We start from the raw sequence: 24739 nt of genomic DNA, 5'->3' as shown, positions 1-24739 counted from the left end.
GATTCCGGATTGCGGCGGCACAAGTCTCAAGTCCGGAACTCAAGAGGGGATCCGACATGGCGAAGAAGATACTGGTCGTCGACGATGAGCCCGACGTGGTGACCTACCTGAGCACGGTTCTGAAGGACGCCGGATACGAGACCCTGGAAGCCTCCAACGGCGAGGAGGCCCTCGCCCAGGTGGCCGCCGGCAAGCCCGACCTCATCACCCTGGACATCACCATGCCGGAGATGACGGGCGTGCGCACGTACCGGACCTTGAAGGAGGACGCCGCCCTGAAGAAGATCCCCGTGATCATCGTCACGGGCGTATCCCACGAGTTCAAACAGTTCATCTCGACGCGGACGCAGGTCCCCGCGCCGGAAGGCTATCTGGAGAAGCCGGTGAAGCCCGAGGAGCTCGTCGCGGAAGTGAAGCGGCTGGTCGGCTAGCCTTCACCCAAGCCCAGAAACGGAGCCGTCCGCGGAGAAACCGCGGACGGCTTTTTTTCGGCTCCCCCGCGTCAGGGGGGTGCGCTCCGCACGAAGGGAAGCCGGACCCTGAACCGCGTTCCGCGCCCCGGCTCCGAATCCACGGAGATGTCCCCGCCGTGCTTTTCGACCACCTTGTGGGAGATGAAGAGACCCAACCCCGTTCCCTCGAGCCCCTTGGAGGAGAAAAAGAGGGTGAAGATCCGCTCTCGAGTCTCCCGGTCCATCCCGATGCCGTCGTCCTCCACGGTCAGCACCGCGGACCCGTTCTCCCTGGCCAGGCCGAACCGGACCGAGTGCCTGTCCTTTCTCCGGTCGACCCGGCACGCGTCGAGGGCGTTCTCAAGGAGGTTCACGAGGGCCGCGTGCAACGACTTCGGCTCCATGTCGCAGGGTCCCACCTCTTCCAAATGGGCCTCCAGGTGGACGCCCAGGCTCTCGGCCCGCGGGCGAACCGCTTCGAGGGCCGAGTACGCCAAGTCCTTGAGGGAGGCGCTTTCCCAGACGGGTTCCCGCTCCTTGGCGACGTAGAGGAGATCGAGAACCACGCTGCGGATCTGCTCCACGTTCCGCCGGATCATCTTCCAGCCCTCTTCCACCCGTTCCGGGCGCTGCCTTTCTATGCCCGTGTTCATCATGTACATCCCCCCGTCCAACCCGGTGAGGAGGCCCTTGATGCCGTGGGATACGGAGCCGACGAGGAGGCCGAGGTTGGCCAGCTGGCCTTGCAGGCTGCGGATTTCGGTGATGTTCGTGGACATCTCCATCACCATTTCGATTTCGCCGTCGCCGTTTCGGATGGGAGCGGTGGAAACCAGGGTGTTGACCTGACGTCCGTCGAGGGCGGTGACGATCTCTTCGCTGTGGTGGACGTTTCCGTCCTCGAAGGTCCGCGCCACGGGGCAATTGAGGCACGGCTCCGAGCGGTGCTTGTAGACATCGAAACAGAAGGCCCCCACGCGGTCCCCGAAATCCTCCCGAAAGGCCCGATTGGACTCCACGATCCTCAGGTCCCGGTCCTGGACCGAGATGTAGCAGGGCACATCCTCGAACAAGGCGCGGTAGCGCTCGCGACTGCGGCGGAGCTTGTTCTCCAGAGCCTTGACGGGAGAGAGATCCGCCGAAACCTCCACCACGGCCCGCACGCTCCCGTCCGGCCCCAGGACGGGCGAGGTGTAGACGAGGATGGGCATGGACCGACCGTCCGGCAAGGCGACGACCTGCTGACTCACGTGGCACCGCCCGTCCGCAAAGGTCTCGTCCACGGGACAGTCACGACACTTCTCGCCGCGGCCCTTGTAGACCGCGAAACAGAAGGCCCCCACGGAGCCGCCGAAGGTGGCCTGAAAGTTCTCGTTGGCCGCGAGGATTCTGCCTTCCCGGTCCTGAACCGTCATGAAGCAGGGCGCGGACCGGAAGAGATCCTCCACGCCGGGGAGCAGGGGGGAGAGAATCTCGCCGATCCCCTTCATGGCCCGCCTCCCCCGTTGAGAGCCTTCCGAATGGCGCGCGCCAGCGCGGAGAGATCAATGGGCTTTTCGATCCGGCCGGATGGCTGCGGCATGGGCGCGCACGACTTGTCGAAGAGCTGGACGTCGCTCGCGCCGGTGATGAAGATCACGGGCAGATCCCGGAGAGCGGGGGTTTCCCGGAGCGACCGGTACACCTGGATGCCCGATTGGTTGGGCATGTGGACGTCCAGAAGGAGGAGGTCCGGGAGATCCCTCAGCGCCGCCTCCAGCACCGCATCCGGGTCGGACACCGCGCGGGGAAGGTGCCCCTCGTCCTCCAGCCAGGCGCACAGGAAGGTAAGGGTGTCCGGCTCGTCGTCGACCACCATGATCTTCTTGGGAGGCTCCATGGATCCTCCTACTTGATCTTCCGCGCTTCACCTATCGGGAAGGCGAACCACCCAACGCGCCTCTCCGGCCTCCGTCATCGAGAAAGCCACGGTGCCGCCGTGGGCCCGGGCCACGCGACAGGCGGCGTGAATCCACAGCCCCGCCCGGTCCGCGCCGTGGGGAACGTACACGTCCCCGAGCGCGCCCGCGAGGGTGGCCGGATCGATCGGAGTCCCTCCGTGGCGGACTTCGAACACGATCCACGGCGGGTCGCTCCGCGCTTCCAGGACGACGTGCCCGCCTCCGTTCGCCTCCTCGCCGCCGCAGGCGTCGAGGGCGCTCTCCACGAGGTTGACGAGCATGGCCTGGATGGCGTTCGGATCGCCCGGAAAGGAAGCCTCGGCGGAACGGCCGGTCAGATCCACGTTCAACGCCTCGGAGATCTTCCGGCAACCGGCCAGGGTCGACTCCACGACCTCCCTGGCGGAGAGCGTCTCGGAGTGCACCTCCCGGTCTCTGGCGTAGTACAGGATGTTTCCCACGACGGAGCGGACGCGCGCGAGGTTCCGGCGGACCATGACCGCACCCGCCCTCGCCCGTTCGGGGTCCCCCTTCCGGTGGCCCGATTCCAGGAGGTATACGCCGCCTTCGAGCGAGTTGAGGGCGCCCTTCAGAGCGTGGGTGATGGACCCCACGAAGGCCTCCAGGGAAGCCAGCCGAGACTGGACCGGCAGAGAGGCCGCAGAACCCTTTGGGCGGGCCAGGAGAAGGACGAGCGGGGGACCCTCCGGCCCGCCCAGGAGAGGGACCGCCGTGACGGATACCTCCACGGCCTCTCCGGACAAGCCTCGGAAGGTCTCCTCGACGGTATGGGAGGCGCCTTCCTCCAGGGCCCTGCGGACGGGGCAATCGACGCAGTCCGCGGCCGCCACCCCGAAGGTCTGGGAGCAGGTGCTCCCCGGGAGGGGGGAGTAGGCCTCCCGCGCCGCGGCGCTGGAGGCCACGACCTTCAATCGGCCGTCGACCAGGGCCGCCCAGCCTCCCATTCTGTTGAGAAGGCGCTCCTCCAGCTCACCCACGGGAACCTCCCGCCCGGCCGGCCGCAGGGCCGGCCGGGTTCGGATCGGAGCGCCTCAGTGGAGCTTTCCCTTCAGTTCGAAAATCTTCCTCAGGTTGAGAACGAGGGATTCCTCGTCCACGGGCTTGTTCATGAAGCCTTCCGGCGGAGGAACGGGACGCTCGTAGATGAGCCTCCGCATTTCGGGCTTGCCCGTGATCACACAGATGGGAAGGGCCCGGAGATCCGGATCCTCTCGGAGAGAGATGAAGACGTCCACCCCGCTCTTCCCGGGCATGGAAAGGTCCAGGGTCATGAGGTCGGGCCGGCGGGTGCGGGCCAGCTCCAAGGCCTCCTCGCCGTTCGAGGCTTTCAGGACCGTGGCCCCGTTGTCTTCCAGGACGGCGCCGATGAAGGCCACCATGTCGGGCTCGTCGTCCACAACCAGCACGGTCTTCCCGGCGAAAGCCGGGGCATGCGCCTTGACTTCCACGCGCGCCTTCCTCTCCTGCGGAACGAGGGCGTCCGCCACGAGGTTCACGAGCTGGGTGACCTTCATATCGAGCTTGTAGTGCTTGATGAGATCCGTGAGGCCGTCCACGCAGTTGTGGCAGGAGGTCACGACGGCCTGGGCCCCCGTGGCCGAGAGCTGGTCTGCCTTCACCTTGGCCGACTTCAGGCGCCGGGGCGCGTATTCGGACATGGACATGGCGCCCCCCCCGCCGGTGCAGCAGTAGTTCTCCGCACGGTTCGGGTACATCTCCCGGAAGTCACCGAGAACGTGCTTGAGCAGTTCGCGGGGCTCCTCGAACATGCCGCAGGAGCGGGCGTTGTTGCAGGAGTCGTGGTAGGTGGCGGAGAGGGCGTTCTTGCTCCGGTCCACCTTGATGCGCCCCTCCTGGATGTACCGGAGCATGGTGACCACCGAACTCTCCATCTCGAAATCGAGGTCCATGCCGGCCCAGTTTTGCGCTTCGCAGCGGGTGGACCGGTATCCGTGGCCGCACTCGGAGATGACGAGCTTTTTCCCTTTCAGCTCCTTCACCTTTTCGAAGAGCCGACGGGCCACGGCCCCCCCGAGTTCGTCGTCCCCCGAAAAGAGGCCGAAATTGGTCATGTCCCAGCCTTCGCTGGGCATGGTCCAGTTCTCTCCGGCGTAATAAAAGATCTTCGCCGCGTCCTTGATGGTCCGGGGATCGTACTTCACTTCACGGGGATTGATGGAGTAGACGACGTCCGCCCCGACCTTGTCGATGGGGATGGCGGCCGCGGGGTCGCCCACCTCCTCCACCAATTCGTCGGACATCCACTGGATGGTCTCCAGGTAGTCCTCCTTGAGGACGCCCATCTGGTTGCCGATCTCCCACTGATCCTTGCTCACGACGGCCACGCCCTCGGGCATGACCCCCACGTGGACGAGGAGTCCCCTGGTCATTCGGTTCAGCACCGCGAAGTCCACACCCATGGGGCAGTTGAGCGTGCAGCGGCGGCAGTTGGTGCATTTTCCGAAGGCGATGTCTTTCAGCTCCTCGAGCTCCTCGTCGGTGAAGACGCTCTTGGCACCCACCCACCACGGGATGACCCGCCCGGTCCAATCCACGTGGCGTTTGAAGATCTTGCGGATGCGGTCGGCCTTGTAGGCCGGAGCGTAGGTCACGTCGTCCGGATTCGTCAGCACGTAATGGCAGGATTCGGTGCACATTCCACAGTGGACGCATCCCACCAGGGAAGAGACCACGGGCCTGGACAGCTTCTGCGGAAGCCTCTCCAGGAACTTCTGCGCCTTGTACGATCTGTCCATGCTCATCGGCGTCACCTCTTGGACGTGAACGGCCGCGCGCCCGCCCTACCGGGCGGCCGCCGATCCGGCGCCCCGCTGAAGGGGAAAGACTCCCCGGTGGCCCATGGTCCTGCCCAGGAAGTACCGCCCGAAGGGATAGTAGAGATAGTGGGAGATCTTGCTGAAGGGGACATAGACCAGAAAGAAGGCCGTCAGAAGGAAGAAGGTCAGGAGGGGCCACTCGGCCTTCTCGGGCGTGTTCGGCGCGGCGAGAACCCCAAAGAGGAACCACACCGTCAGCAGGACGAGGGAGAAGATGTCGTCGGGGGTGCTGATGGCGCGGATGTGCGGCCGCACCAACCGCCTTACGATCCGGATGCAGCCCACCAGGAAGGCCGCCGCGATGAAGACGCGGAACGAAATCACCACTCCGGGGAGTTCGAGAAGGCCCGGCGCGTAAGGAATGATGAAGGAAAGGGTGATGGCCGCGACGACCCCGAGGTGGAAGATCACGAACTGGATCCAGAAGACGGGGTTCCGGCGCGTGCTTTCCATGGCCCAGGGCATGGCCACGTTGAACAGGGAGTAGGCGATGGCTTTCTTCCGATTCTCCGGGCTCCCCTTTCCCGTAAAGGCCTGCCTTTCCTTCCCGAACTTGAAGGAGAACATCCACCTCAGGCGGAGGATGTACACGGCCGCCATGAAGACCAGGGCGATCTCCTGGAGGCGGTGCTCGGCGAAGTGAAGGAGCGTGCTTTCGGTCATGTCCGTTCCTTTCTAACCGAGGGCGCCGACGCGCGCGCCGAAGGGCTTGAGTTCGCGCTGGTCCAGAACGCAGACCACGACCTCCGACAGGCGGGACTCGTTCCCGAGGTGGGCCGCGATCTCCTCCACGACGACTTTGCTGGAGAGGTCCAGAGAAACCCCGTAGAATCCCGCACCCATGGCTGGGAAGGCGACCTGTTTCAGCCCGGCCGCCTCCGCGGCGGCGAGGGCGCTCCGAACCGCCTTCCGGAGCTTCGCCTCCTCGTCGGGCTCGTGATGGCGCGGGCCCACGGCGTGGATGATGCGCTTCGCCTTGAGGTTCCCGGCCTGGGTCACAACGGCCTCGCCCGGTTCCAGCGGGCCCAGACCGTTCAACTCGGCCTGGATGGAGGGACCTCCACGCTGGGCGATGGCCCCTCCGAAGCCGGTTCCCAGCTTGAGGTCGGGCCTGGCGTAGAAGACGAAGGACTCCACGTCCAGATCTGTGATGTCCCCCTGCACCAGCCTGAGGGTCTTTCCCCGTATCACCTTCTCGGTCATCAGTGCCTCGCCTCCCTTCTCCGCGCCTCCAGCTTCCCGTGGAGTTCCCCCTTGAGCCGTGGATCCTTCAGGTCCTCCAGCGTGAACGCCTCCAATACGCTTCGGATCTCCTCGTTGATCAGCCCGTATACGATGCGGCATTCGCAATCCCCCGCCCGAAGGCAGGTCGTGGGATCTTCCAGGCAATCGAGTATGGCGACGGGTCCGATGGCGGCTTCGATGATCTGGCGCAGGGTGATGGCATCGGCCGGCCGAGTGAGCCGATATCCGCCCTGCTTTCCAGGGAAGCCCTTGAGCAGGCGCTGGTTTCTCAGCGGCGCCGTGAGTTGTTCCAGATAGCCCCGGGAGAGGTCCGTCCGCTCCGCCACGTCCGCAAGGCTCACGGGATGGCCGTCCTCGCTGTTCCGGGCGATGTCGAGCATCATGCGTAGCGCGTAGCGTGCCCGCGTGGATATCCTCATGGGGGAAATCCTGAGGCCGGTACTCATACTAGTCCAGTAATATTACTAGGAGATTAAAACGGGCGGGTTGAGTCGCCCACTTGAGGCGCCGGCTTCCCGCCTCATCTGCAGAGTCCGCATTCCACGAGAAGCGGACGTAAGTCGTTCACATAGAGCGTGTTGCAGTTAGCAGAGCGAAGGTCCCGATGGGGAGGCAAAACGTTACAATTCGACACAGATGCAGGGCGCGGCTCTACCCGGTCTTACCCTCCGCGACCTTGGGCAGCACCAGGGTGTCTCCCTCTTCGAGGGCCCGCTTCACCGTGGCGGCCCACCCCGGCCGGATGAGGTCGGCCAGGGAGTAGTCTTCAAATACTTGCACGACACGGTGGTTGATGAGGAGATAGAGGAATCGGCATTCGCAGGCTTCGGACTGGGCGCAGTGGTCCGGCTCCAAGACGCAATCCAGAATGGCGATGGGACCGATGGACGCTTCCACGACTTCCCGGAGGGTGATCTCCTGCGCCGGACGCGCGAGCCGGTATCCTCCCTGCTTTCCGAGGACTCCCCTCAGGAGATTGTGGTTCCTCAGCACGATGGCCAGCTGCTCCAGGTATCCGCGGGAGACTCGGGTCCGCTCGGAAACCCCGGACAGACTGACCGGCTCGCTCTCGCCCCCGTTCCGCGCAATGTCCAGCATCATGCGAAGGGCGTAGCGGGCTCGCGTGGACAGTTTAAAGGACATGGGCTCTCCTCCCCGGGGCCGATCCGAAGTCCGAACGCAGGGCCGGCAGGATTCCTCCCTCCGCTGCGGGCCGGCGGCGCCTCTACGGGCCGCCGCCTCTCCTACTAAGCCACTATCTATTTTACACCCGAACCCGTTTCGTCACTCGGCCCCGTTCTTGTCCCCTCCGTGCGGGGAAAGGCGGTCGATCTCCCTTCTCAGGTATTCAGCCGTCTCTTTCTTCGCCTCCTCCAGATAGCCGGGGTGCTCGTGGTGATACATCTCCTCAGGCATGTACCCGGTGATCCAGCTGGGATTCATGGGGTAGACGTGGGGGCTGAACACCGTGGAATAGAGGTGCCAGACGGCGATGGCCAGCGTGGCGAGCCATGCCTCGTAATAGTGGACGACAAGGGCCACGTCCAGGGCCCCCTTGGGAAGGAAGTGGATAAACCAGTTGTCGAACCAGAGCAGAAGGCCCGTGGCCACCATCACGACGGTGCCCCAGACCAGGGCCCAATACTCGGCCTTTTCCACGTAGGAGAAGCGCTGGATGCAGGCCGCGTTCTCCTTTTTCCCCAGGTTGTAGAGGATGCGATCCAGAAAGAAGCGGAAGTCCTGGGGTTTGGGCCACATGTCCCGGACGAACTTGCGCCCCCGCGGGGTGAAGAGGAAAACCGCGTGCCAGAGGATGGCCCCGCCGAACACCACGGCGGCGACGCGGTGGACCGTTCCCCTCAGCGCGAACCCACCTTCCCAGCCGAAGAACAGCGTGGAGACCCAGCTCTCGCTGAAGCGGAGGGCGAAGCCCGAGATCACGAGCGTGATGAAGCTCACCATGAGCAGGGCGTGCTGGGCCACCTCGTCGGGCCGCATGCGGATGACCTGAGGCTTGCGCCGCAAGAGGCCCTGGATGTGGCGCCACAGGTCCAGGAGCCAGTGGATGACCATCAGGCCGATGATCACCACGATCACGACGATGTAGAGCTTCTCGACGATGTCCGCCGCCCGGGTCTGCAGGCCCCCTCTCACGCCATGGATCGGAGTGGCCGCGAGGGCCTCCGAGATGCCCGGGTGGCACTCGCCGCAGGTGGCCCTCAGGTTCTTGGGGTTGACCGTGGAGGTGACGTCCGAACTGGGCAGGATCCGGTGGACTCCGTGGCAGGAGGCGCAATTGGCCACGTGGACGTCCCCGGCCTTGCTCTTGAGGCCGTGGTAGGAGTCGATGAAGGTGATCAGGCGACCCGGGGGCAGGCCGTACTTCGCGTTGAGCACCTCCGACTCGTGACAGGGCGAGCACGTGGCCTCGGCCACCCTGGACCGGGAAACCGGCGACCGGGGATCCGAGGGCGGAATGATGCCGTGCTCACCGTGACAGGTGGTGCAGACCGGCGCGTCCGTCTCGCCGCGCGAGGCGAGCTTTCCGTGGATGCCCTCCCAGTAGTCCCCCTCCACTCCCTTGTGGCATTTGCCGCACGTCTTGGGAATGTTGAAGTGGTTGATGGAGGAGTCGTGATCGCCCGGGGAGAGGATCTGGTGGGCCGAGGCCTCCGTCGAATGGCAGTCGATGCACGTCGCCGCCACGTACACGCCGCCCTTGGCCGCCTGTCCGTGGACCGAACTCGTGTAGATGTCCACGGGGTGCTGGATCCGGATGTCGTACTTCTTCACGAGGTCGATGTTCTCGTGGCACTTCCCGCACGTTGCAGGGAGGTTCGCCGGGTGCGTGGTCGAGGCCTTCGCCGAAGCGGGGAGGATCTCGTGGGTGCCGTGGCACGCGGCGCAGGTGGGGATATCGCCGCATTCGCCCACGTTGAGCCGCCCGTGCCTCTTGTACTGGTCCGCCTCCTCCGTGTGGCAGGAGCGGCACCCCTCGCAGCCGGCCGAGAACTTCTTCTCCGGCGCCGCGTGGGGGAACACGGTCTTGTCCGCGTGGCAGTCCTGGCACCCCAGGTCCTTGTGGATGGATAACCGGAGGTCGTCGGCGATCTTGCTCTTGTGAGCGCTTTCCTCGTGGCAATTGATGCACGACTTGGAGTCGATCTTCTCCGCTTCCTCGGCCCGCACGAGGGAGGAGGCCCCGCAGACGAGCAGAGTCCCCAAGAGGATCCAGAGAAGCGGTCGTCGTTTCCCGGTGGGTTTTCCGTTCATCTTTGGCACTCCTCCTCGAAGGGGCCCTGACAGGCCGCCGGCGGCTTCGATGCCGCGCGGGGACTCTCGAATGGGTGGCCGGCGTCCCCCTTCGGATGGCGAGACCCGGCCGCCCCGGTCCCAGGCCTTTCTTTGATTAGCGTGCGGACCCGGAAAAAACCGGCATTTCGTGCCCGTCTCTCCGGCGGTGAGGGATATGCCCCACAACGCCGGACTATCGAGTTCGACCGAGGCCTCATCGGACACCCGCCCCCCCGCCGTGGGCCGGAGGCACCACCCGATTCCCGGGAGGCTTGGCCATCCAGGAGACCTCGTGGAGATGAGCCTGGGCGGCGCCGACGGCACGCAGGCCGGCCTTCTCCAGGAAGGCCGTTGCTCGTCGAACGGAGATGCCGGCCACGGGGTGTTCGCGACCTTCCGCCCGGTGCACCCGGGACACCAAATCAAACCCCTCCGGCGAGAAGTCCGCCAATACCAGGGTGCCCCCGTCGGAGAGGACCCGGGCCATTTCCTGAAGAGCCTCCTCCGGCCGCAGGAGGTGGTGGAGACAATCCATGGAGGCCACCCGTTCGAAGGAACCGTCCGCGAAGGGCAGGCTCCCTGCATCGAGGACCGCAAAGCGGATTACCCCGGAGAATGCTTCGCGCCCCGCGAGATAGCTGGCCAGTTCGGTCTCTCCCCGGTCCATGTCCACGCTCCAGACCTCCATCCCGAGCCGGGCCAGGGCCACGGCCAGAAGGCCCTTCCCGGTTCCCACATCCAGGGCCTTTCCCGCCCATCCCCCCCCGGCCGAGGCCACGAAAGCCGCCGCCGCCAGGCGGTCGTGGCCGAGACGGAGGTACTGCTCCGTGCGGGAGAGGAATGCGGCGCGGCGCTTCTCCAGGGAAAGGACCGACGGGGGTACGGCTTCCGACCGAGCCCGGTCTCCGCCCTGCGGAGCCTGCCCCGAGGCCGTCAAGGGATTGATCTCACCGCTCCCCCTTCTGTCCATTGCCGCTTCCCCGTCAGTAGGCGTGGGTGCCGAGGATGACCTGGATCCCAAATTTGGACTCCAGCGTGGGCTTCAGCGCATCGAAATCGATGGGGCAACCGGCGGTTTCCATGGCCAATCTCATGCAGGTGCCGAGGTAGAGAACGTCGAACCCGCGCTCCAACCCTTTGCCGGTTTCCTTCAGGAGTTTCACCCTGGGCACGACCAGCCCCGGGCAGTCCCCGCAGTCCGTCATGGCGCAAAGGTCCACGGAATCGAAGCGGGCGAACTCCCCCGCGCGTTCGGAAATGGCCTTGAAACACTTGGCGCAGGCCACGCACGAATGGTCCTTGACCCGCTTGCAGTAGAGAATCGCCACCTTCGCCATCGCACCCTCCTGCTGATCGTGCGGAACCCGAGGAGGGTTCCTCCACCCGGTCGCGCCTTTCCACGTGGAGCCTGGAGGTGGGGCCGGCCGCTCCCGGGCGCCGCGGACGGCATCCCCTTCCGGTCCCGCTACCGTTTTCCCTCCCACTTCGCCTCGGCCTCGACTCCCGTGCGACCACCCGATGGATCATCGGAGGACACGACGAAAGGTTTGATGTCCAGCAAAGGGCTTCCGCTCACCATATCGACCCCAACGACCCGAAGGGTCCGGCCGCTTCGGCCCAGGAGTCGCACGAGGGTGATCCCGATGGGGTTGGGGCGGCACGGGCACCGCGTGGAAAAGAGGCCCGTGAGCGGGCCCGAGCCGCGCCGGCGGACGGTGAGGTCGAAGCCCTCCCTGCAGTGCAGGAGGAATAGGAGCCAGAGGCGGGTGTGTCGCTCGATGCCTTCCAGGCCCTCCTCGAATTCGGGGAAGACTTCCACCTGTCCCTCGGCGGTCCGCGGCTCACTCCCCGATTCCGGCACCGACTCGATTCGGGGGAAGGGCGTACGAATGATGCCAATGGGGAACACCCGCCAAAACGGCCCGCAACTGGACCGAACTGGACGGGTCCGATTCGCTCCGGGCACGCCGGAGGAACCCCGCAGGCCCTCGGACCTTCCTTCCCTCTCTCCCGGCCGGCCTCGCATCAGCCATTCCCTTCCCTTGCCAATCCGTCTTCCCTCAACGGGAGAGCCGCCCGGCGGTCCTCACCCAAGAAGCGCCGGATTCAGCCTCGGGTCCACGGCCCGTCGCCGGGCATCCGCAGGGCGGAGACGGAGGAAGGAGCCGCCGCGTTCCGGCCGGTCGGGTCTCCTCGCGCCGAACGCCGAGGGGGCAGGGGGAAACGCGGGGACTTCGGAGGGGGGGGCGTTCGGAGGGTTCAACCCGACGGCTTTCATGGAAGCGGCTCCTTCCAGATCCGATTTATGCAAGCAGAATGCCACCGGGGTCCGCTCCGGACCAATCACCTGAGAGACAAGGACTTGCGGAAGGACCGGGCGGAAACCGGCCCGTGAAAGACGACGCACCTTGCTTCGCTTGAGGGAATCCTGCCTGTCGCCCTACGCTACACCAATCGGGACGGCATCCCCACGCGCTACTCCCTGGACTTGAGCAGGCGGAGCGCCTCCCGGAGCGCCTCCTCGTCGGCGCCTTCGAGCAGGCCCTTGACCTGGCGGCGCAGGTCTTCCGCGTCCGTCCTCCCCGCCGGCGCCCGCGTGGGAAGGTCCACCTTCAGGATCCCGGCCACGGCCTGGATGAACTTCTCGGCGGTGACGGGCTTGTCCAGATACGTGGCCGGACCGCTCAGGGTGCTCGCGGCGAGGGCCGAGGCGGCGTCGAGGTCCTTCTTGACGCGCTCGTCCTTGGCGTGGCCGGTGACGAAGAGAACCGGGATCTTCCTCCACTCCGGATGGCGGTGGAGCTCGTGGAAGAGCACGATGCCCGATTTTCCGGGCATGACCATGTCGAGCGAAATGGCGTCCGGCGGGGCCTCGGCGATCTTCCGCAGGGCCTCGTCCACGCTGGAGGCCGAATCGGTCTGAAAACCGGCGTCCTCCAGCGCGGTGCACAAGAAGTACACTACGTCCTCTTCGTCGTCCACCACCAGCACGCGCTTATCCGACGTCATGGGCATGTCCCCCCTCCTTGACCGGCTCTTCGCCGCCGTCTGGCTCGTCGTCCTCGCCCGCCGTCGTGAGGGCGGGCAGCCGCTTGCGGGGAAGGAGGATCCGGAAAGTAGTCCCCTTACCCTGGGCCGTCTCGACTTCGATGCGCCCTCCGTGCTCCTGGACGATCTTGCGCGTCGTGAGCAGCCCCAATCCGGTTCCTCCGGTTCCCTTGGTCGTAAAAAACGTCGTGAAGATGCGGCTCTTCACATTGTAGTCCATGCCGCATCCGTTGTCGGAGACCTCGTAATGAAGGACCTCCCGGTCCTCGCCGCTGCGCACCAGCACCCGGCAGCCCGCGGTTTCGCCGGCCCGGCACGCATCGATGGCGTTGGACACGAGATTGGCCAGACACGTGTGCATTCCCTCCCGGTCCAGGGCCGCCGGCGCAAGCCCCTCCTTCAGTTCCGCCTCAAGGCGCACTCCCGCCGCCGCGGCCATGTCCGAGTAGAGGTCCACCACCTCCCTCGCCACCCGGTTCGGATCCTCGAGGGCGACTTTCGGCACCGATCCCTTGGAGAAGCTGAGGAGATTCTTGGCGAGATTGGAGATGCGCTCCACGTTCCGGCCGAGCATTTGCATTCCCCGGTCGACCTTCTTCCCCTCCCCTTTTTCGAGCCCCGACTGCATCACGTAGATCCCGCCCTCCATCCCCATGAGGATGTTCTTGATGCCGTGGGCCAGCCCGGCGACGGTCTGGCCCACCGCGGCGAGGCGCTCCGCCTCCAGCTTCTCGTGCTCGAGCAGACGGAGGTGGGTGATGTCGGTGGCCATTTCGATGACGAAGTTCACCCTGCCCTCCGGCCCGCCGCCCTCTCGGGAGAGCGCCGAGGCCGTCACCACATAGTGGGCCTCCTCCCCGTTGGACTTGATCCCCACCTGCGTCGACGTGTGGTCTTGACCGTCCTCGAAGACCTTGAGGGCGGGACATTCCCGGCAAGGCTTGTGGCGGCGCTTGTACACGGTGTAGCAGGGGTGTCCCCAGGCCTTCCCGAAGGCCTCACGCATGCGCCGGTTGGCCCTCACAATCCGGAGGTCGCGGTCCAGCACCGTCACGTAGCAGGGGGTCTTTTCGAAAAGCAGCTCGTTCTCCCGCCTCAGGCTGTTGGCCTCGTTCACGTTGGACGCGACCCAAAGGCAGTAGTCCTTTCCTTCGCCCTCTGTGGAAAGCGGAGCCACCCGGATCACGAAGTGGGACGAGATGCCTCCCTGAATCAGGAGCCGGTCGTCGCATACCCTTACCTTGCCGTCGGCGAAGGTCCAGTCCAGGGTGCACCGCTCGCAGGACTCCCCGCGGCCCTTCATGACCTCGTGGCACAGACGCCCCTTCGGATCCCCGAACAGGGATTCGAAGGCCTCGTTCGCCAGGACGATCCGGTGGTCCGGGTCCATCACCGCGATGGCGATGGGCGCTCGCTCGAAGAGGTGTTCCCGGAGGAGTTCTCGGATCCCGTCCACGGCCCTACCCTCCGCTGGGGAGGAGCTCCGCCAGACGCGCGAGCAGGCGGTTTGGCTGAATGGGCTTCTCCAGGTAGACGTACGGGCCTTCCAAGGTGGTGTCCAGCCAGGATGGCGCGCCCGACGGCTCCGAATCCTCGGCCCTGGCCACCCCGCTCAGAATGAGGACGGGCGTGTCCCGCATTCCGGGCAGGGCGCGTAACTGACGGTAGAGGGAGAGACCCGTCTGGCCAGGCATCATGATGTCCAGGACCACCAGGTCTGGGCGCTCCCGGCCGGCCAGGGACAGGGCCTCCCGGGCGCCCGTGGCCGGCAGGGCCCGGTATCCGTGGTCCTCCAGGACCGCGCAGAGGTATTCCACGATGTCTTCCTCGTCGTCCACGACGAGGACCGAGGCCGGCCCGCCCGATCGCGTCACGTTTTCCCCTCCCCACCCGAAGCGCCCGTCGCCTTGCGATAGGCCGCCTCGGAACTCGTGCCTTCATCGTGGCACGTCCCGCACCGGCCGAGATCGGGCCGGTTCACGGCCGCGTCGGAGGCCTTCTCCTTGTGGCACGGGACGCACAACCGGTGCATCGCGTCCTTGAAGCCGACGGCCCGGGCCGTCTCGAATGGTTTCACTCGCCCGTTCGGGGCCATCATGTCTTTCTTGTGGCACTCTCCGCAAAACTTGATGGCCTTCAGGCTCCTGGGCGCGCTCCCGTGACATTCCTTGCAGGAGTCGTTTCCCTTGAGGCGGGAGACGTGCAGGTCGTGGTCGAAGACGGCGCTGGCCGCGTACCGCGTCCTGTGGCATTCGCTGCACGGCGTTCCCACGTCCCCAGGCTTGTGAAGGTGGTGGCAGGTGCCGCAGCCGGGAGGGCCTCCGGCCGCGTCCGCGTGTTTCTTGTGGTCGAAGAAGACGTAGCGAGGCCCGCCCCCCACGCGGAGGACGTCGCCGCCGCGGGAACGCGAAATGGCCGTGTCCGCAATGGGCTCGCTCTTGGGCGCGAGCGTCAGGCCCAGGGCCGCGGCCACGACGAAGCACATGGAATAGACCCGAGCCGACTTGCGCCACCCGTGACCGAGCCATACCTGGGTCAGGGAAGGAAAGACCGGCGTGGACCGGGCCTCCTCCTCCCGGCGCTTTTCCTCCTCGGCAAGGTGGTGCGGATCCACGGGGAAGTGCTCCTGGATGAACAGAAAGACCAGGGCGCAGGCGGCCACGATGGCGAGACTGATGGCGATTTCCATCCAGGCGGGGAAATAGAAGATCCCGGTAGCCCAAACCTGGCTGAGCCCGGAGGCATTGATGCGGTTCAGGACAAAGCCGAAGACCGACAGAAAAGCCAGGAACCAAACCGCGTTGGGTGAGCGGCGGATCCTGGGGATGGCGAAGAGCACCATGGGAAGGACGGTGGAGAAGGCCATCTCCACGAGAAAGAGATTGGCCATCCACGTGCCGTCGAAGGCGAGGCCCAGCTTGCCGTGCCAGGCAAGGTCGCCCAGCCTCAACAACAGGTAGAAACCCAGCGCGAAGGAGGCGATTCGAGCCAATCCTTCGAGCATGGGCCCTTCGGGTTCGCGACGATAGATCCAGGAGGTGGTGGACGACTCGAACATCACCATCGTGAGCCCGAGGCAAATGGCGGAGACGAAGAAGACCTCGGGAAGGATGGGCGTGTACCACAGGGGGTGCACGCGAAAGGGCATGATGAGCAGCATGGACCCGAGGCTGGACTGGTGTAGGGTGGAAAGCATGATGCCCAGGATCATCACCGGGAGCCCGAAACGCGTCAGGATCCGGTATGCCTTCTGGAAAGGCGTCTTCTCCAGGATGACCGGTGCCACCTCAAGGGAAAGGACCGTGAGGTAGAGCATGACGCACCAGGCCACCTCGAAGAGGGGGGAGCGAATGTTCCAGAACAGAATGGGGTGCCAGATGTGCCAGGGAAGACCCAAGTCGAACAGGAGACCCACGGCCACCGCGCCGTAGCCCAGGAAGGCGGTCAGGATGGCCGGGCGGGCCGCCGCGTGGTACTTCTCTCTCTGAAAAATATGCACGAGGGCGGCCATGACGAATCCTCCCGCCGCCAAGGCCACCCCCCCCATGACGTCAAACCCGATCCACAGGCCCCACGGTGTCGTGTCCGACAACGCCGTGGCCGTGCCCAGCCCCAGCGTGAACCGGAGCGCCGCGACGGCGGCGCCCAGCCCCGCGATCAACCACAAAATGGCCTTGACGATGAAAGCCCGCCTATTTTCCATGGCCGCCCCCCTCCCCGTTCACCGGTTCCTGTTGTCTTTCGGCCGCGAGGCGACGCCGGCGGTCGATCACCCAGTAGATGCCTCCCATGAGGGCGCCCATGCCCAGGAATTCCAGGGGGACCGGCCAAAGAGCCGCCCAGGTCTTTTCGGGAAGAGGTCTGTCCCCCGTCAGCCGGTTCTCGTTCCAGGCCAGGAAGTCAAGGGAGATGTCGCCGATGAGGAGCACGGAGGTGCCTCCCGCCTCGCGTTCCCCCCAGATCTTCTGAACGTACTTGGCGGGTTCGGCCGCCAGCCGGCGCCGAGCCTCCGCCAGCATCTCCTCCCGTGTGCCGAAGATCGTGGCCTTCTTGGGACAGGCCGTCACGCAGGCGGGCGCCTGGACCTTGCCGGCTTTCAGGTTGTCGTAGCACAGGATGCACTTGCGCACCGACGGGGCCGCGGAGCTCCACTCGTAGTGAGGCACGCCGAAGGGACAGCCGAGCATGCAGTAGCGGCAGCCCATGCAGACCGACTTGTCGTAGATCACGGGCCCCTCGGGGGTCTTGACGAGGGCGCCCACGGGACACACGGAGACGCAAGCCGGATCGTCGCAATGCTGGCATTGCTTGCGGACGTACCGATTTCCGGGTCGCCGCACCACGGTGGTCCAGCGGGACGCCGAGAGCCCGTCGGGGCTGGCGCCGGGACGGGGCGGGACCTCGGTCCCCTCCAGGCCGTTGATCTTCTGGCAGGCGGCGACGCATTCCTCGCAGCCGATGCAGAGGGTGACGTCCGTCAGGATGCAGGGATTCTGGGTCATACGCCCTCTCCCTCCTTTCCGAGAGCCAGGCGGACGCGTTCACCGGCCCGGGGAACGAAATGCCAGCCGAGCTCCCACGTGATCCGCGTGAAGGGAAAAAGGAGCGCGTGGGCCAGCTTCGTGAAGGGAAGCAGGGCGATGACGAGCAACGCCCCGGCCAGATGGATCAGGTAGGCGAGGGAGAAAGGCAGGAGGCTTCCCTCCGGATGGGCCACCCAGTAGCCGGTCAAGAAGGTGGCCATGCACAGGACCAGGAGAAACCAATCCTGGAACCCGGAGAGCTCGCGGGAGGAGCGCTCCAGGAGGCGGAAGCCCGCGATCACGGCCAACGCCGCCAAGGCCGCCAGCGTGAGCCCATCGGCCGCCGAGGCGGGGAGAGTGGGCCACGCGAGGCCGGTCCCCTTTTCCACGAGGGCCACGTGGCCCGCGAGAAAGACCGGCACGAGGAGCATTCCGGCGTGAAAGACCGCGGAAGCGACGGTGTAGGGGATTCGCCGGCCCCTCAGCGCGTTCACCGGGAAGATCCAGCCGAGGCTCTTCTTGAACATCCACCGCCAAGGGATCGACGGGTCCCCGGCCCTGCGGTGGGCCCGAACCAGCTCGACGACCGTCAAGGCCACCTGCCGCGCGGATCCCAGGAAGAGGAGCGCGAAGGCGAAGACGAGCCCGGGCCCTCTGAGAAACTCGATCCAGGATTCCATGTCCGTTTCCTCCCCCCTCAGAGCACGATGGCCTTGTACAGGAGGTCGTGGAGACCCACCACCTCCACGTCCTTCAGCCCGTGGTCCTCGCAGACTTCTCTCAGCTGCTTCTTGCAGTTGGCGCAGGGCGCCACGACGTACTTGGCCCCGGTGGCGCGGATCTGGTCCGCCTTGAGCTTGCCGGTCACCCCCGTACGGTAGGCCCGGATCTCGTCCACGGAGACCGTCCCCCCGCCGCCGCCGCAGCAGTAGTTCTTCTCTCCCTTGGGCTCCATGTCCACGTAGTTCTTGCAGAAGGACTTCAGGATCTCCCTGGGCTGGTCCACGATCCACCCGGTTCGCGCGATGTTGCAGGGATCGTGGTAGGTGACGCGCTCGGGAACGGCTTCGGGGTTCAGCTTCAGCCGGCCCCTGCGGAGCATGTCGAAGGTGATCTCCATGATGTTCTGGACGGGCAGGGCCTCCCTTCCCCCGCCGAAGGAGGGCACGAAGACCTTGGCGCTGCGCGAGGCGTGGCCGCACTCCCCGATGAGGATCGTCCGGCCGCCGAGCCGCTTGGTTTCGGCGATCTCCTTCTCGATGATGCGCTCGGCGCACCAGTCGCTGTAGAAGAGCCCGTAGTTGATCCCGTCGTAGTACCCGGTCCCGATGGTCCACCGGTCCGTCTCCCCCGCGGCGTGGAAGGTGAGCGCGATTCCCTTCAGCGTCTCGGCCTCGAGGAGGTAATCACTCACGGCGGGGAAAAACACGAAATCGCGCCCCGGCTGGTCCACGGGGAACTTCACGTCCACGCCCTTCTCGTCACGGATGTCGTCCTCGAGGAATTCGAGGGTGTCCAGGAGGGCGGGCACCGGGATGGCGGAGGTGTTTCCCGTCTTGCCCTCGAGCTGTTCGCGCGTGGCCACCACCAGCGCCTTCGGGGCAATGTCCATCTCGCTCAGGATGTAGCGGCTCAGGTGGGTCAGCAGGCCGTGATCGATGCCCATGGGACACTCGAAGGAGCACCGGCGGCATCCCGTGCAGTGGTAGGCCGATTCGGCGAGTTCGACGATCTTCTCTTCCGTGAGGTAGCCGGTCCCCCTGAGCTTGCTCCCGAGAACCCCTCGCAGGGTGAAATGCCTCCGGTAAATTTCGAGAAGGAGGTTGGAGCGGTAGCACGGGACGTCTCTCGGGTCCTTCGTGGCCAGGTAGATCTGGCAGGCGCACGCGCAGTTCCCGCACTTGGCCCCCACCCGGGAGTACGTGTCCACGAGAGGTCCGTAGTTGCTGTGTTGGAGAACCGCGGCGAAGATCTCCAGAAAGCGCCGGACCTTGTCACCCGGGTACACCCGCTCAAGGTAGTAGCTGAGCCCCAAGATTTCGTGGGGCAGGAGTTTCGGCCTCGGCATCACCGCCGCCCCTCCTCCCGGCGCGGGTTGCCCGTTTTCCACTCTCGATGCGGACTCCTGGGCCATTCGGCACTCCCCTTTCATCAATCCTCGGCGCTCCATCCGGAAGTCGGGTCCGAGGCCCCCCCCGGGCCCCGTTCCCCGTACTTCTGGAAATAGGCGCAGTCCTTGCAGTGATCCACGCGGCGGACGGTCAAGGGGACCAATCCGTGCAGCTGCCAGCAGTTCAACGTCTCGGAGCGCCTGACGAGGCACTCCCGGCAGCGTTCGCCGAGGACGCTTCCGTATCGGGCGTCCTCCTCCTCGTGGAATTCCCAACAGGTGGGCCTCCGCCCGGCCTCCCCGTCCACGAGCTCGGCGGCCATCCCCTCTTCCACCATGAACCGGAGAAGGTCCGGCCGGAGGATCCGAAACTGCCCGCCCGCCGTGCGGTACGCCCTGAGGCGACCGCCGCGGATCCAGTTCAGGATCGTCTCGGGCGTCACGAAGCAGAGGCGGGCCGCCTGACCTGTCGTGAAGACCCTCTCCCCAACCCCGATTCGCCGGCCCGCCATGCCTTTCGCTCCTTGGGGGAAATCGGCGGGTTTCGCCCTTTCCCCCGTCCGTGGGTACGCAGTCTTCGTACCATCCCGCCGCGCCTCCGGGCGCTTCTCCGCAAGCGGCTGAAGAAAAAAGGGGAACCCGACCGAAGAGCGCTCCCCGCCCTGCCGGAGAGGCGCGCGTCACGGGCGAGAAATGACGCGGCTTGCAACACCGTCGCGCGTCACTATTGCATTATCCTGCAACACGTCGTAGGGTCGGGGCTTGCGGGGGCCGCCGCCGGGGCGCCCCCCTCCCGGGAGGCGCACATGAACAGCAAGCTGGACGCCCGTTACTTTCCCCTCCTCCTGGACGTGGTGGACCAGGGGATTTTCACGGTGGACCAGGGAGGGCGCATCACCTCTTTCAATCGCGCCGCGCAGTCCATCACGGGCTATGCGGAGGAAGAAGTCCTGGGGCGTCAGTGCTCGGCGGTTTTCAAGACCGACCTCTGCCATACGGTCTGCCCGCTGAGGCGGAGCATCGCCAGCCGGGAGCGCTTGCAGAACCGGGAGGTCCGGATCCACGTCAAGGACGGCCGGACCATTCCCATCTCCATCAGCACCGCCCCCCTGGCCACGGCCTCCGGCAAGCTCCTCGGGGGCGTGGAGGTCTTCAAGGACCTCAGCCACATCGTGGACCTTCGCCGCAAGATCGACGGCCAGTACCAGTTCGAAGACATCGTCAGCCGAAACCCGCAGATGCACCGGATCTTCGCCATCCTGCCGCTGGTGGCCGAAAGCTCGAGCACGATCCTCATCACGGGCGCGAGCGGAACGGGAAAGGAGCTCCTCGCCAAGGCCATCCACAACCACGGGCCGCGCAAGCGAAGGCCCTTCGTGGCCCTGAACTGCGCCGCCCTGCCGGAGACCCTCCTCGAGTCCGAACTCTTCGGCTACCGCAAGGGGGCCTTCACCGACGCCCGCCACGATCGACTCGGCCGGGTAGCCCAGGCCCAGATGGGCACGCTCTTCCTCGACGAGGTGGGGGACCTGCCCATGACCCTTCAAGTGAAGCTCCTGAGGTTCCTCCAGGAAAAGACTTACGAGCCCCTGGGCTCGAGCGTGCCGATACGGGCCGATGTCCGCGTGATCACGGCCACCCATCGGGATTTGGCTTCCATGGTCCGCCAGGGGACCTTCCGGGAGGACCTCTACTTCCGGCTCAACGTCCTGCAGATCCAGCTTCCCCCGCTCAAGGAACGGCCCGAGGACATCCCCCTCCTCACGCGCCATTTCATCCAGCGCTACAGGGAAGCCACCGGAAAACCCATCGAGAGCGCCTCCTCCGAAGCCATGGCGGCGCTGCTCCGACATGATTTCCCGGGCAACATCCGAGAACTCGAGAACATCATCGAGCGCGCCTTCATCCTTTGCCGGGAAAGGGAAATCGGCATCGAGCACCTCCCCTTCCGCGACAATCTGGCGGGGTATCCCTCCTCGGCCCTTACCGGCTCCAGGGGGAGCCTCGATATCCTGGAGGCCGAGGCCATCCGCGCCGCCCTGGCGAGAAACAGGGGCAACCGGACGCGGGCCGCCCGGGACCTGGGCATCCACCGGACCACCCTCATTCGAAAGCTGAAAGCGATGCCGGACGAGACCGGGGAGCGATGACCTCACCCCCCGGGCTTGACCCCGGACGTCCCCCGCTCCTACCCTGACACCAGGAGGGCACTGATGCCGATTCCGACCGAACAGCTCGCGGAAGCCATGTTCAAACTGGTCGAAGAGACCATGGGAAAGAAGAACCTGAAGGCCGGCGACCTGACCAAGGCCATGATCGCCCAATTCGGCGAGGGCGAGGTCAGCAAGGACGACTGCAAGGCCGCCATCCGCCTCCTCATGGACTCGGGACGATGCGTCTACAGCTACTTCGGGGGCAGCTACATCACCCTTCCCCACCGTGAAGGCGCCGCCAACGACTGACGGGGCGGGGCGGCCGCCGGTTCGCCGCGGCCCTCGGCCCACCGACCGCGGATTGGCCCCACGGGCAACCAGGGGGTCCGGGCCTCGATGCCTCCCCCGACTGGCGATCGCCGGACTGGGGGGGGATTCGGGCAAGACGCTGGTTTCCCTGGGCCTGCTTCTTCTCGCCCGCGAGAAGGGGCTGAAGCCGGCGGCCTTCAAGAAGGGGCCCGATTACATCGACGCCGCATGGCTCACCTGGGCCTGCGGGACGGCCGCCCGGAATCTGGACACCTACTTGATGGGTTTTGATGGCGCCCGGGCCTCCTTTTTCCGGCACGCCTCCCCGGACCTCAGCGTGATCGAGGGAAACCGCGGGCTCTATGACGGGTCGGACGCCCGCGGAACCCACAGCACGGCGGAGCTGGCCAAGGCCCTCGGGGCGCCCGTGTTACTCGTCCTGAACGGCACCAAGGTCACGCGCACGGCGGCCGCGATGGTCCTCGGGTGCCAAAAAATGGACCCCGGGGTGTCCTTTGCGGGGGTCGTGCTCAACCAGGTGTCGGGCTCCCGCCACGCCCGGGTGACCCGGCAAGCGGTGGAGGAGACGACCGGGCTTCCGGTCCTTGGCGTCCTTCCCAGGGCCTCCTCCGGTGATCTCCTCCCGGGACGGCACCTCGGGCTCGTGACCCCCAGCGAACACCCACACATCCGGGAGCTGGAGGGCAACGTCCGGCGCCTCCTCGACGGCCACCTGGATTGGGAAGCCCTGCTCCTTGCCGCCCGGCGGACCCAGGCGGCCCCCGCGCCAGAACCGACCGGCACGCTTTCCGACGCCCAGCCCGAAGCCGGCCTCCGCATCGGCGTCGTGAGGGATTCGGCCTTCACCTTCTACTATCCGGAGAATCTCGAGGGCCTGGAACGGGGGGGCGCCCGGCTGATCTTCCTCTCGCCCCTCTCGGACGGGCGATTTCCCCAGGACCTCGACGCCCTCTATATCGGCGGCGGCTTTCCCGAAACCCACGGGCCCGAGCTCACCGCCGCCCGCGGGTGGATGGAGGGCTTGCGGGCGGCGGTGGGAGCGGGACTTCCGGTCTACGCCGAGTGCGGCGGCCTGATGCTCCTGTCCCGGTCCATTCGCTGGGAGGGCAGGTCGTACCCCATGGCCGGAGTCCTCGCGGTGGACGTGGAGGTTCTCCCGGACCCGCAGGGCCACGGATACGCGGAGCTCGAGGTGGACCGTCCCAATCCCTTCTTCGAGGTGGGCATGCGGCTGAGGGGCCACGAGTTCCATTACAGCCGAATCGTCCTTCCCGCCGCCGCCGGAACGGCCGCCGCCGTTCGCCGGGGCACGGGCGCCTTCAACGGGCGGGACGGCCTCGTGGAAGGACCGGTGTGGGCCGCGTACACGCACCTGCACGCCCTGGGATGCCCGGAGTGGACCATTTCGTTACTGCGCGCGGCTGGCGATTTCGCCCACATACGAAAGACACGCACGCCCTCCGTTTAATTGAAGGCCCCTTCCGTGCCTGCGGGATTTGGCCCAGGGCGGCCGAATCTCTCGATTCTCCATACCTGGAAGGGGACCGACCTCCTATGATGCCTGGAGAGGGGACCTCCGTTCAGCTCGGAACGGTCTTTCCGGGGCCCCGTCTGCGGGAGGGGGGATCTTCCCGCCAAAGCGGTTTCCGTCAGGGATTTCAAGGTGCGTGCATTGAGAGGAGGCTGTCGATGAGCAAGCTGGTACCCCCGCATGGTAGCAAGGAACTCAAGTGCCTTCTGCTCGAAGGGAAGGCCAAGGACGAAGAGATCAAGAAGGCCCAGGGCCTGAAGAAGGTCCCCATCACCAGCCGCGAGACCGGCGACCTCATCATGCTCGGCATCGGCGGCTTCACCCCCCTGGACGGCTTCATGGGCCACGACGACTGGAAGGGCGTCTGCGATGCCTACACGATGCCCTCCAAGAACGGCCTTTTCTGGCCCATTCCCATCACCCTCTCCGCCAAGAAGGACCTGGCCGATTCCATCTCTCTGGGCGAAGAAGTGGCCCTGTGGGACTCGGAGACCAACACCCTCATGGCCACCATGAAGGTCACCGAGAAGTACACCATCGACAAGGCCTACGAGTGCGAGAAGGTCTTCCGCACCACCGACATGGCCCACCCCGGCGTGAAGATGGTCATGGAGCAGGCCGACGTGAACCTGGCCGGCCCCGTGAAGGTCCTCTCCGAATCGTACTTCCCCGAGCAGTTCAAGGGCCTCTACCAGCGTCCCGCCGAGGCCAGGAAGATGTTCGAGGAGCGCGGCTGGAGCACCGTCGCGGCCCTGCAGCTCCGCAACCCCATGCACGGGTCCCACGCCTACCTCGCCTGGGTGGCCATCGAGGTCTGCGACGGCGTGTACATTCACCAGCTCGTGGGCAAGCTGAAGCCGGGCGACATTCCGGCCGACGTCCGCGTGAAGGCCATCGACGCGCTGGTGAACAAGTACTTCCGCAAGGAGCGCGTGGCCATGGCCGGATATCCCCTCGACATGCGCTACGCCGGCCCCCGCGAGGCCCTGCTCCACGCCGTGTTCCGCCAGAACTACGGCTGCTCGCACCTCATCGTGGGGCGCGACCACGCCGGAGTGGGCGACTACTACGGCCCCTTCGACGCCCAGAAGATCTTCCTCGAAATCCCCCAGGACGCTCTCCAGCTCAAGCCCCTCTGCATGGACTGGACCTTCTACTGCTACGAGTGCGGCACCATGGCCTCCATGAAGACCTGCCCGCACGAGAGCAAGGCCGTCATCGACGACGAGGGCAACTACAAGGGCGGCGCCCGCCT

General features: G+C 65.9%; 25 protein-coding genes. 5 read left to right on the top strand and 20 right to left on the bottom strand.

Features of this window, described 5'->3' with window-relative positions; translation table 11 throughout:
- Positions 1-56: 56 nt before the first annotated feature.
- Positions 57-431: a response regulator gene (locus AB1824_07140; GenBank protein ID MEW5764737.1), complete on the top strand. Its 375-nt coding sequence runs from the start codon at positions 57-59 to the stop codon at positions 429-431.
- Between the two features lie 71 nt (positions 432-502).
- Here AB1824_07140 and AB1824_07135 read toward each other — a convergent pair whose 3' ends face one another.
- The 20 genes from AB1824_07135 to AB1824_07040 form a co-directional block, all read right to left on the bottom strand.
- Positions 503-1942 carry an ATP-binding protein gene (locus AB1824_07135; protein ID MEW5764736.1) on the bottom strand — a complete coding sequence of 480 codons (1440 nt, stop codon included), beginning with the start codon at positions 1940-1942 and terminating at the stop codon, positions 503-505.
- Positions 1939-2331, bottom strand: coding sequence for a response regulator (locus AB1824_07130; GenBank protein ID MEW5764735.1), 393 nt, complete (start codon positions 2329-2331; stop codon positions 1939-1941). Before AB1824_07130 ends, AB1824_07135 begins: the two co-directional genes overlap by 4 nt.
- A gap of 27 nt (positions 2332-2358) precedes the next feature.
- On the bottom strand, positions 2359-3390 hold the full coding sequence (locus AB1824_07125) for an ATP-binding protein (GenBank protein ID MEW5764734.1): 1032 nt from the start codon (positions 3388-3390) through the stop codon (positions 2359-2361).
- A 54-nt stretch (positions 3391-3444) separates the two neighbouring features.
- Positions 3445-5175, bottom strand: coding sequence for a response regulator (locus AB1824_07120; GenBank protein ID MEW5764733.1), 1731 nt, complete (start codon positions 5173-5175; stop codon positions 3445-3447).
- Between the two features lie 39 nt (positions 5176-5214).
- Positions 5215-5913: a hypothetical protein gene (locus AB1824_07115; GenBank protein MEW5764732.1), complete on the bottom strand. Its 699-nt coding sequence runs from the start codon at positions 5911-5913 to the stop codon at positions 5215-5217.
- A gap of 12 nt (positions 5914-5925) precedes the next feature.
- Positions 5926-6453, bottom strand: coding sequence for a macro domain-containing protein (locus AB1824_07110; GenBank protein MEW5764731.1), 528 nt, complete (start codon positions 6451-6453; stop codon positions 5926-5928).
- Positions 6453-6914: an Rrf2 family transcriptional regulator gene (locus tag AB1824_07105; protein MEW5764730.1), complete on the bottom strand. Its 462-nt coding sequence runs from the start codon at positions 6912-6914 to the stop codon at positions 6453-6455. The genes AB1824_07110 and AB1824_07105 overlap by 1 nt, the downstream gene beginning before the upstream one ends.
- A gap of 232 nt (positions 6915-7146) precedes the next feature.
- Positions 7147-7638, bottom strand: a complete 492-nt coding sequence (locus AB1824_07100) for an Rrf2 family transcriptional regulator (protein ID MEW5764729.1) — start codon at positions 7636-7638, stop codon at positions 7147-7149.
- A 141-nt stretch (positions 7639-7779) separates the two neighbouring features.
- Positions 7780-9768: a cytochrome b/b6 domain-containing protein gene (locus AB1824_07095; protein MEW5764728.1), complete on the bottom strand. Its 1989-nt coding sequence runs from the start codon at positions 9766-9768 to the stop codon at positions 7780-7782.
- 235 nt (positions 9769-10003) lie between these two features.
- Positions 10004-10759, bottom strand: a complete 756-nt coding sequence (locus AB1824_07090) for a class I SAM-dependent methyltransferase (GenBank protein ID MEW5764727.1) — start codon at positions 10757-10759, stop codon at positions 10004-10006.
- Between the two features lie 13 nt (positions 10760-10772).
- On the bottom strand, positions 10773-11126 hold the full coding sequence (locus AB1824_07085; GenBank protein MEW5764726.1) for a CGGC domain-containing protein: 354 nt from the start codon (positions 11124-11126) through the stop codon (positions 10773-10775).
- A gap of 128 nt (positions 11127-11254) precedes the next feature.
- Positions 11255-11815 carry a tRNA (N6-threonylcarbamoyladenosine(37)-N6)-methyltransferase TrmO gene (gene tsaA / locus AB1824_07080; protein MEW5764725.1) on the bottom strand — a complete coding sequence of 187 codons (561 nt, stop codon included), beginning with the start codon at positions 11813-11815 and terminating at the stop codon, positions 11255-11257.
- A 449-nt stretch (positions 11816-12264) separates the two neighbouring features.
- Complete coding sequence (locus AB1824_07075) at positions 12265-12804, bottom strand: response regulator (protein MEW5764724.1); 540 nt, start codon at positions 12802-12804, stop codon at positions 12265-12267.
- On the bottom strand, positions 12785-14293 hold the full coding sequence (locus tag AB1824_07070; GenBank protein ID MEW5764723.1) for an ATP-binding protein: 1509 nt from the start codon (positions 14291-14293) through the stop codon (positions 12785-12787). The genes AB1824_07075 and AB1824_07070 overlap by 20 nt, the downstream gene beginning before the upstream one ends.
- Before the next feature lie 4 nt (positions 14294-14297).
- A complete protein-coding gene (locus AB1824_07065; protein ID MEW5764722.1) occupies positions 14298-14711 on the bottom strand; it encodes a response regulator in 414 nt (137 codons plus the stop codon).
- Entirely contained in the window at positions 14708-16540 is a 1833-nt protein-coding gene (gene nrfD / locus AB1824_07060; protein MEW5764721.1) for an NrfD/PsrC family molybdoenzyme membrane anchor subunit, read from the bottom strand. The genes AB1824_07065 and nrfD overlap by 4 nt, the downstream gene beginning before the upstream one ends.
- Positions 16530-17339 carry a 4Fe-4S dicluster domain-containing protein gene (locus tag AB1824_07055; protein ID MEW5764720.1) on the bottom strand — a complete coding sequence of 270 codons (810 nt, stop codon included), beginning with the start codon at positions 17337-17339 and terminating at the stop codon, positions 16530-16532. Before AB1824_07055 ends, nrfD begins: the two co-directional genes overlap by 11 nt.
- Positions 17336-18040: a hypothetical protein gene (locus tag AB1824_07050; protein MEW5764719.1), complete on the bottom strand. Its 705-nt coding sequence runs from the start codon at positions 18038-18040 to the stop codon at positions 17336-17338. The genes AB1824_07055 and AB1824_07050 overlap by 4 nt, the downstream gene beginning before the upstream one ends.
- Before the next feature lie 17 nt (positions 18041-18057).
- Entirely contained in the window at positions 18058-19428 is a 1371-nt protein-coding gene (locus AB1824_07045) for a (Fe-S)-binding protein (GenBank protein ID MEW5764718.1), read from the bottom strand.
- An 83-nt stretch (positions 19429-19511) separates the two neighbouring features.
- Positions 19512-19982, bottom strand: a complete 471-nt coding sequence (locus tag AB1824_07040; GenBank protein MEW5764717.1) for an excisionase family DNA-binding protein — start codon at positions 19980-19982, stop codon at positions 19512-19514.
- 294 nt (positions 19983-20276) lie between these two features.
- Between AB1824_07040 and AB1824_07035 the strand changes: the two genes are divergently transcribed.
- The 4 genes from AB1824_07035 to sat form a co-directional block, all read left to right on the top strand.
- Positions 20277-21620: a sigma 54-interacting transcriptional regulator gene (locus tag AB1824_07035; protein ID MEW5764716.1), complete on the top strand. Its 1344-nt coding sequence runs from the start codon at positions 20277-20279 to the stop codon at positions 21618-21620.
- A gap of 63 nt (positions 21621-21683) precedes the next feature.
- Positions 21684-21932 carry a hypothetical protein gene (locus AB1824_07030; GenBank protein ID MEW5764715.1) on the top strand — a complete coding sequence of 83 codons (249 nt, stop codon included), beginning with the start codon at positions 21684-21686 and terminating at the stop codon, positions 21930-21932.
- 52 nt (positions 21933-21984) lie between these two features.
- Positions 21985-23421: a cobyrinate a,c-diamide synthase gene (locus tag AB1824_07025; protein ID MEW5764714.1), complete on the top strand. Its 1437-nt coding sequence runs from the start codon at positions 21985-21987 to the stop codon at positions 23419-23421.
- Positions 23422-23642: 221 nt separating this feature from the next.
- Positions 23643-24739, top strand: a 1097-nt coding sequence (sat, locus tag AB1824_07020; GenBank protein MEW5764713.1) for a sulfate adenylyltransferase, incomplete at its 3' end; no start/stop codon positions are given.

The sequence above is a fragment of the Acidobacteriota bacterium genome (assembly GCA_040752915.1).
GTDB lineage: Bacteria > Acidobacteriota > UBA4820 > UBA4820 > DSQY01 > JBFLVU01.
This window is presented reverse-complemented; position numbering and strand designations above follow the sequence as displayed.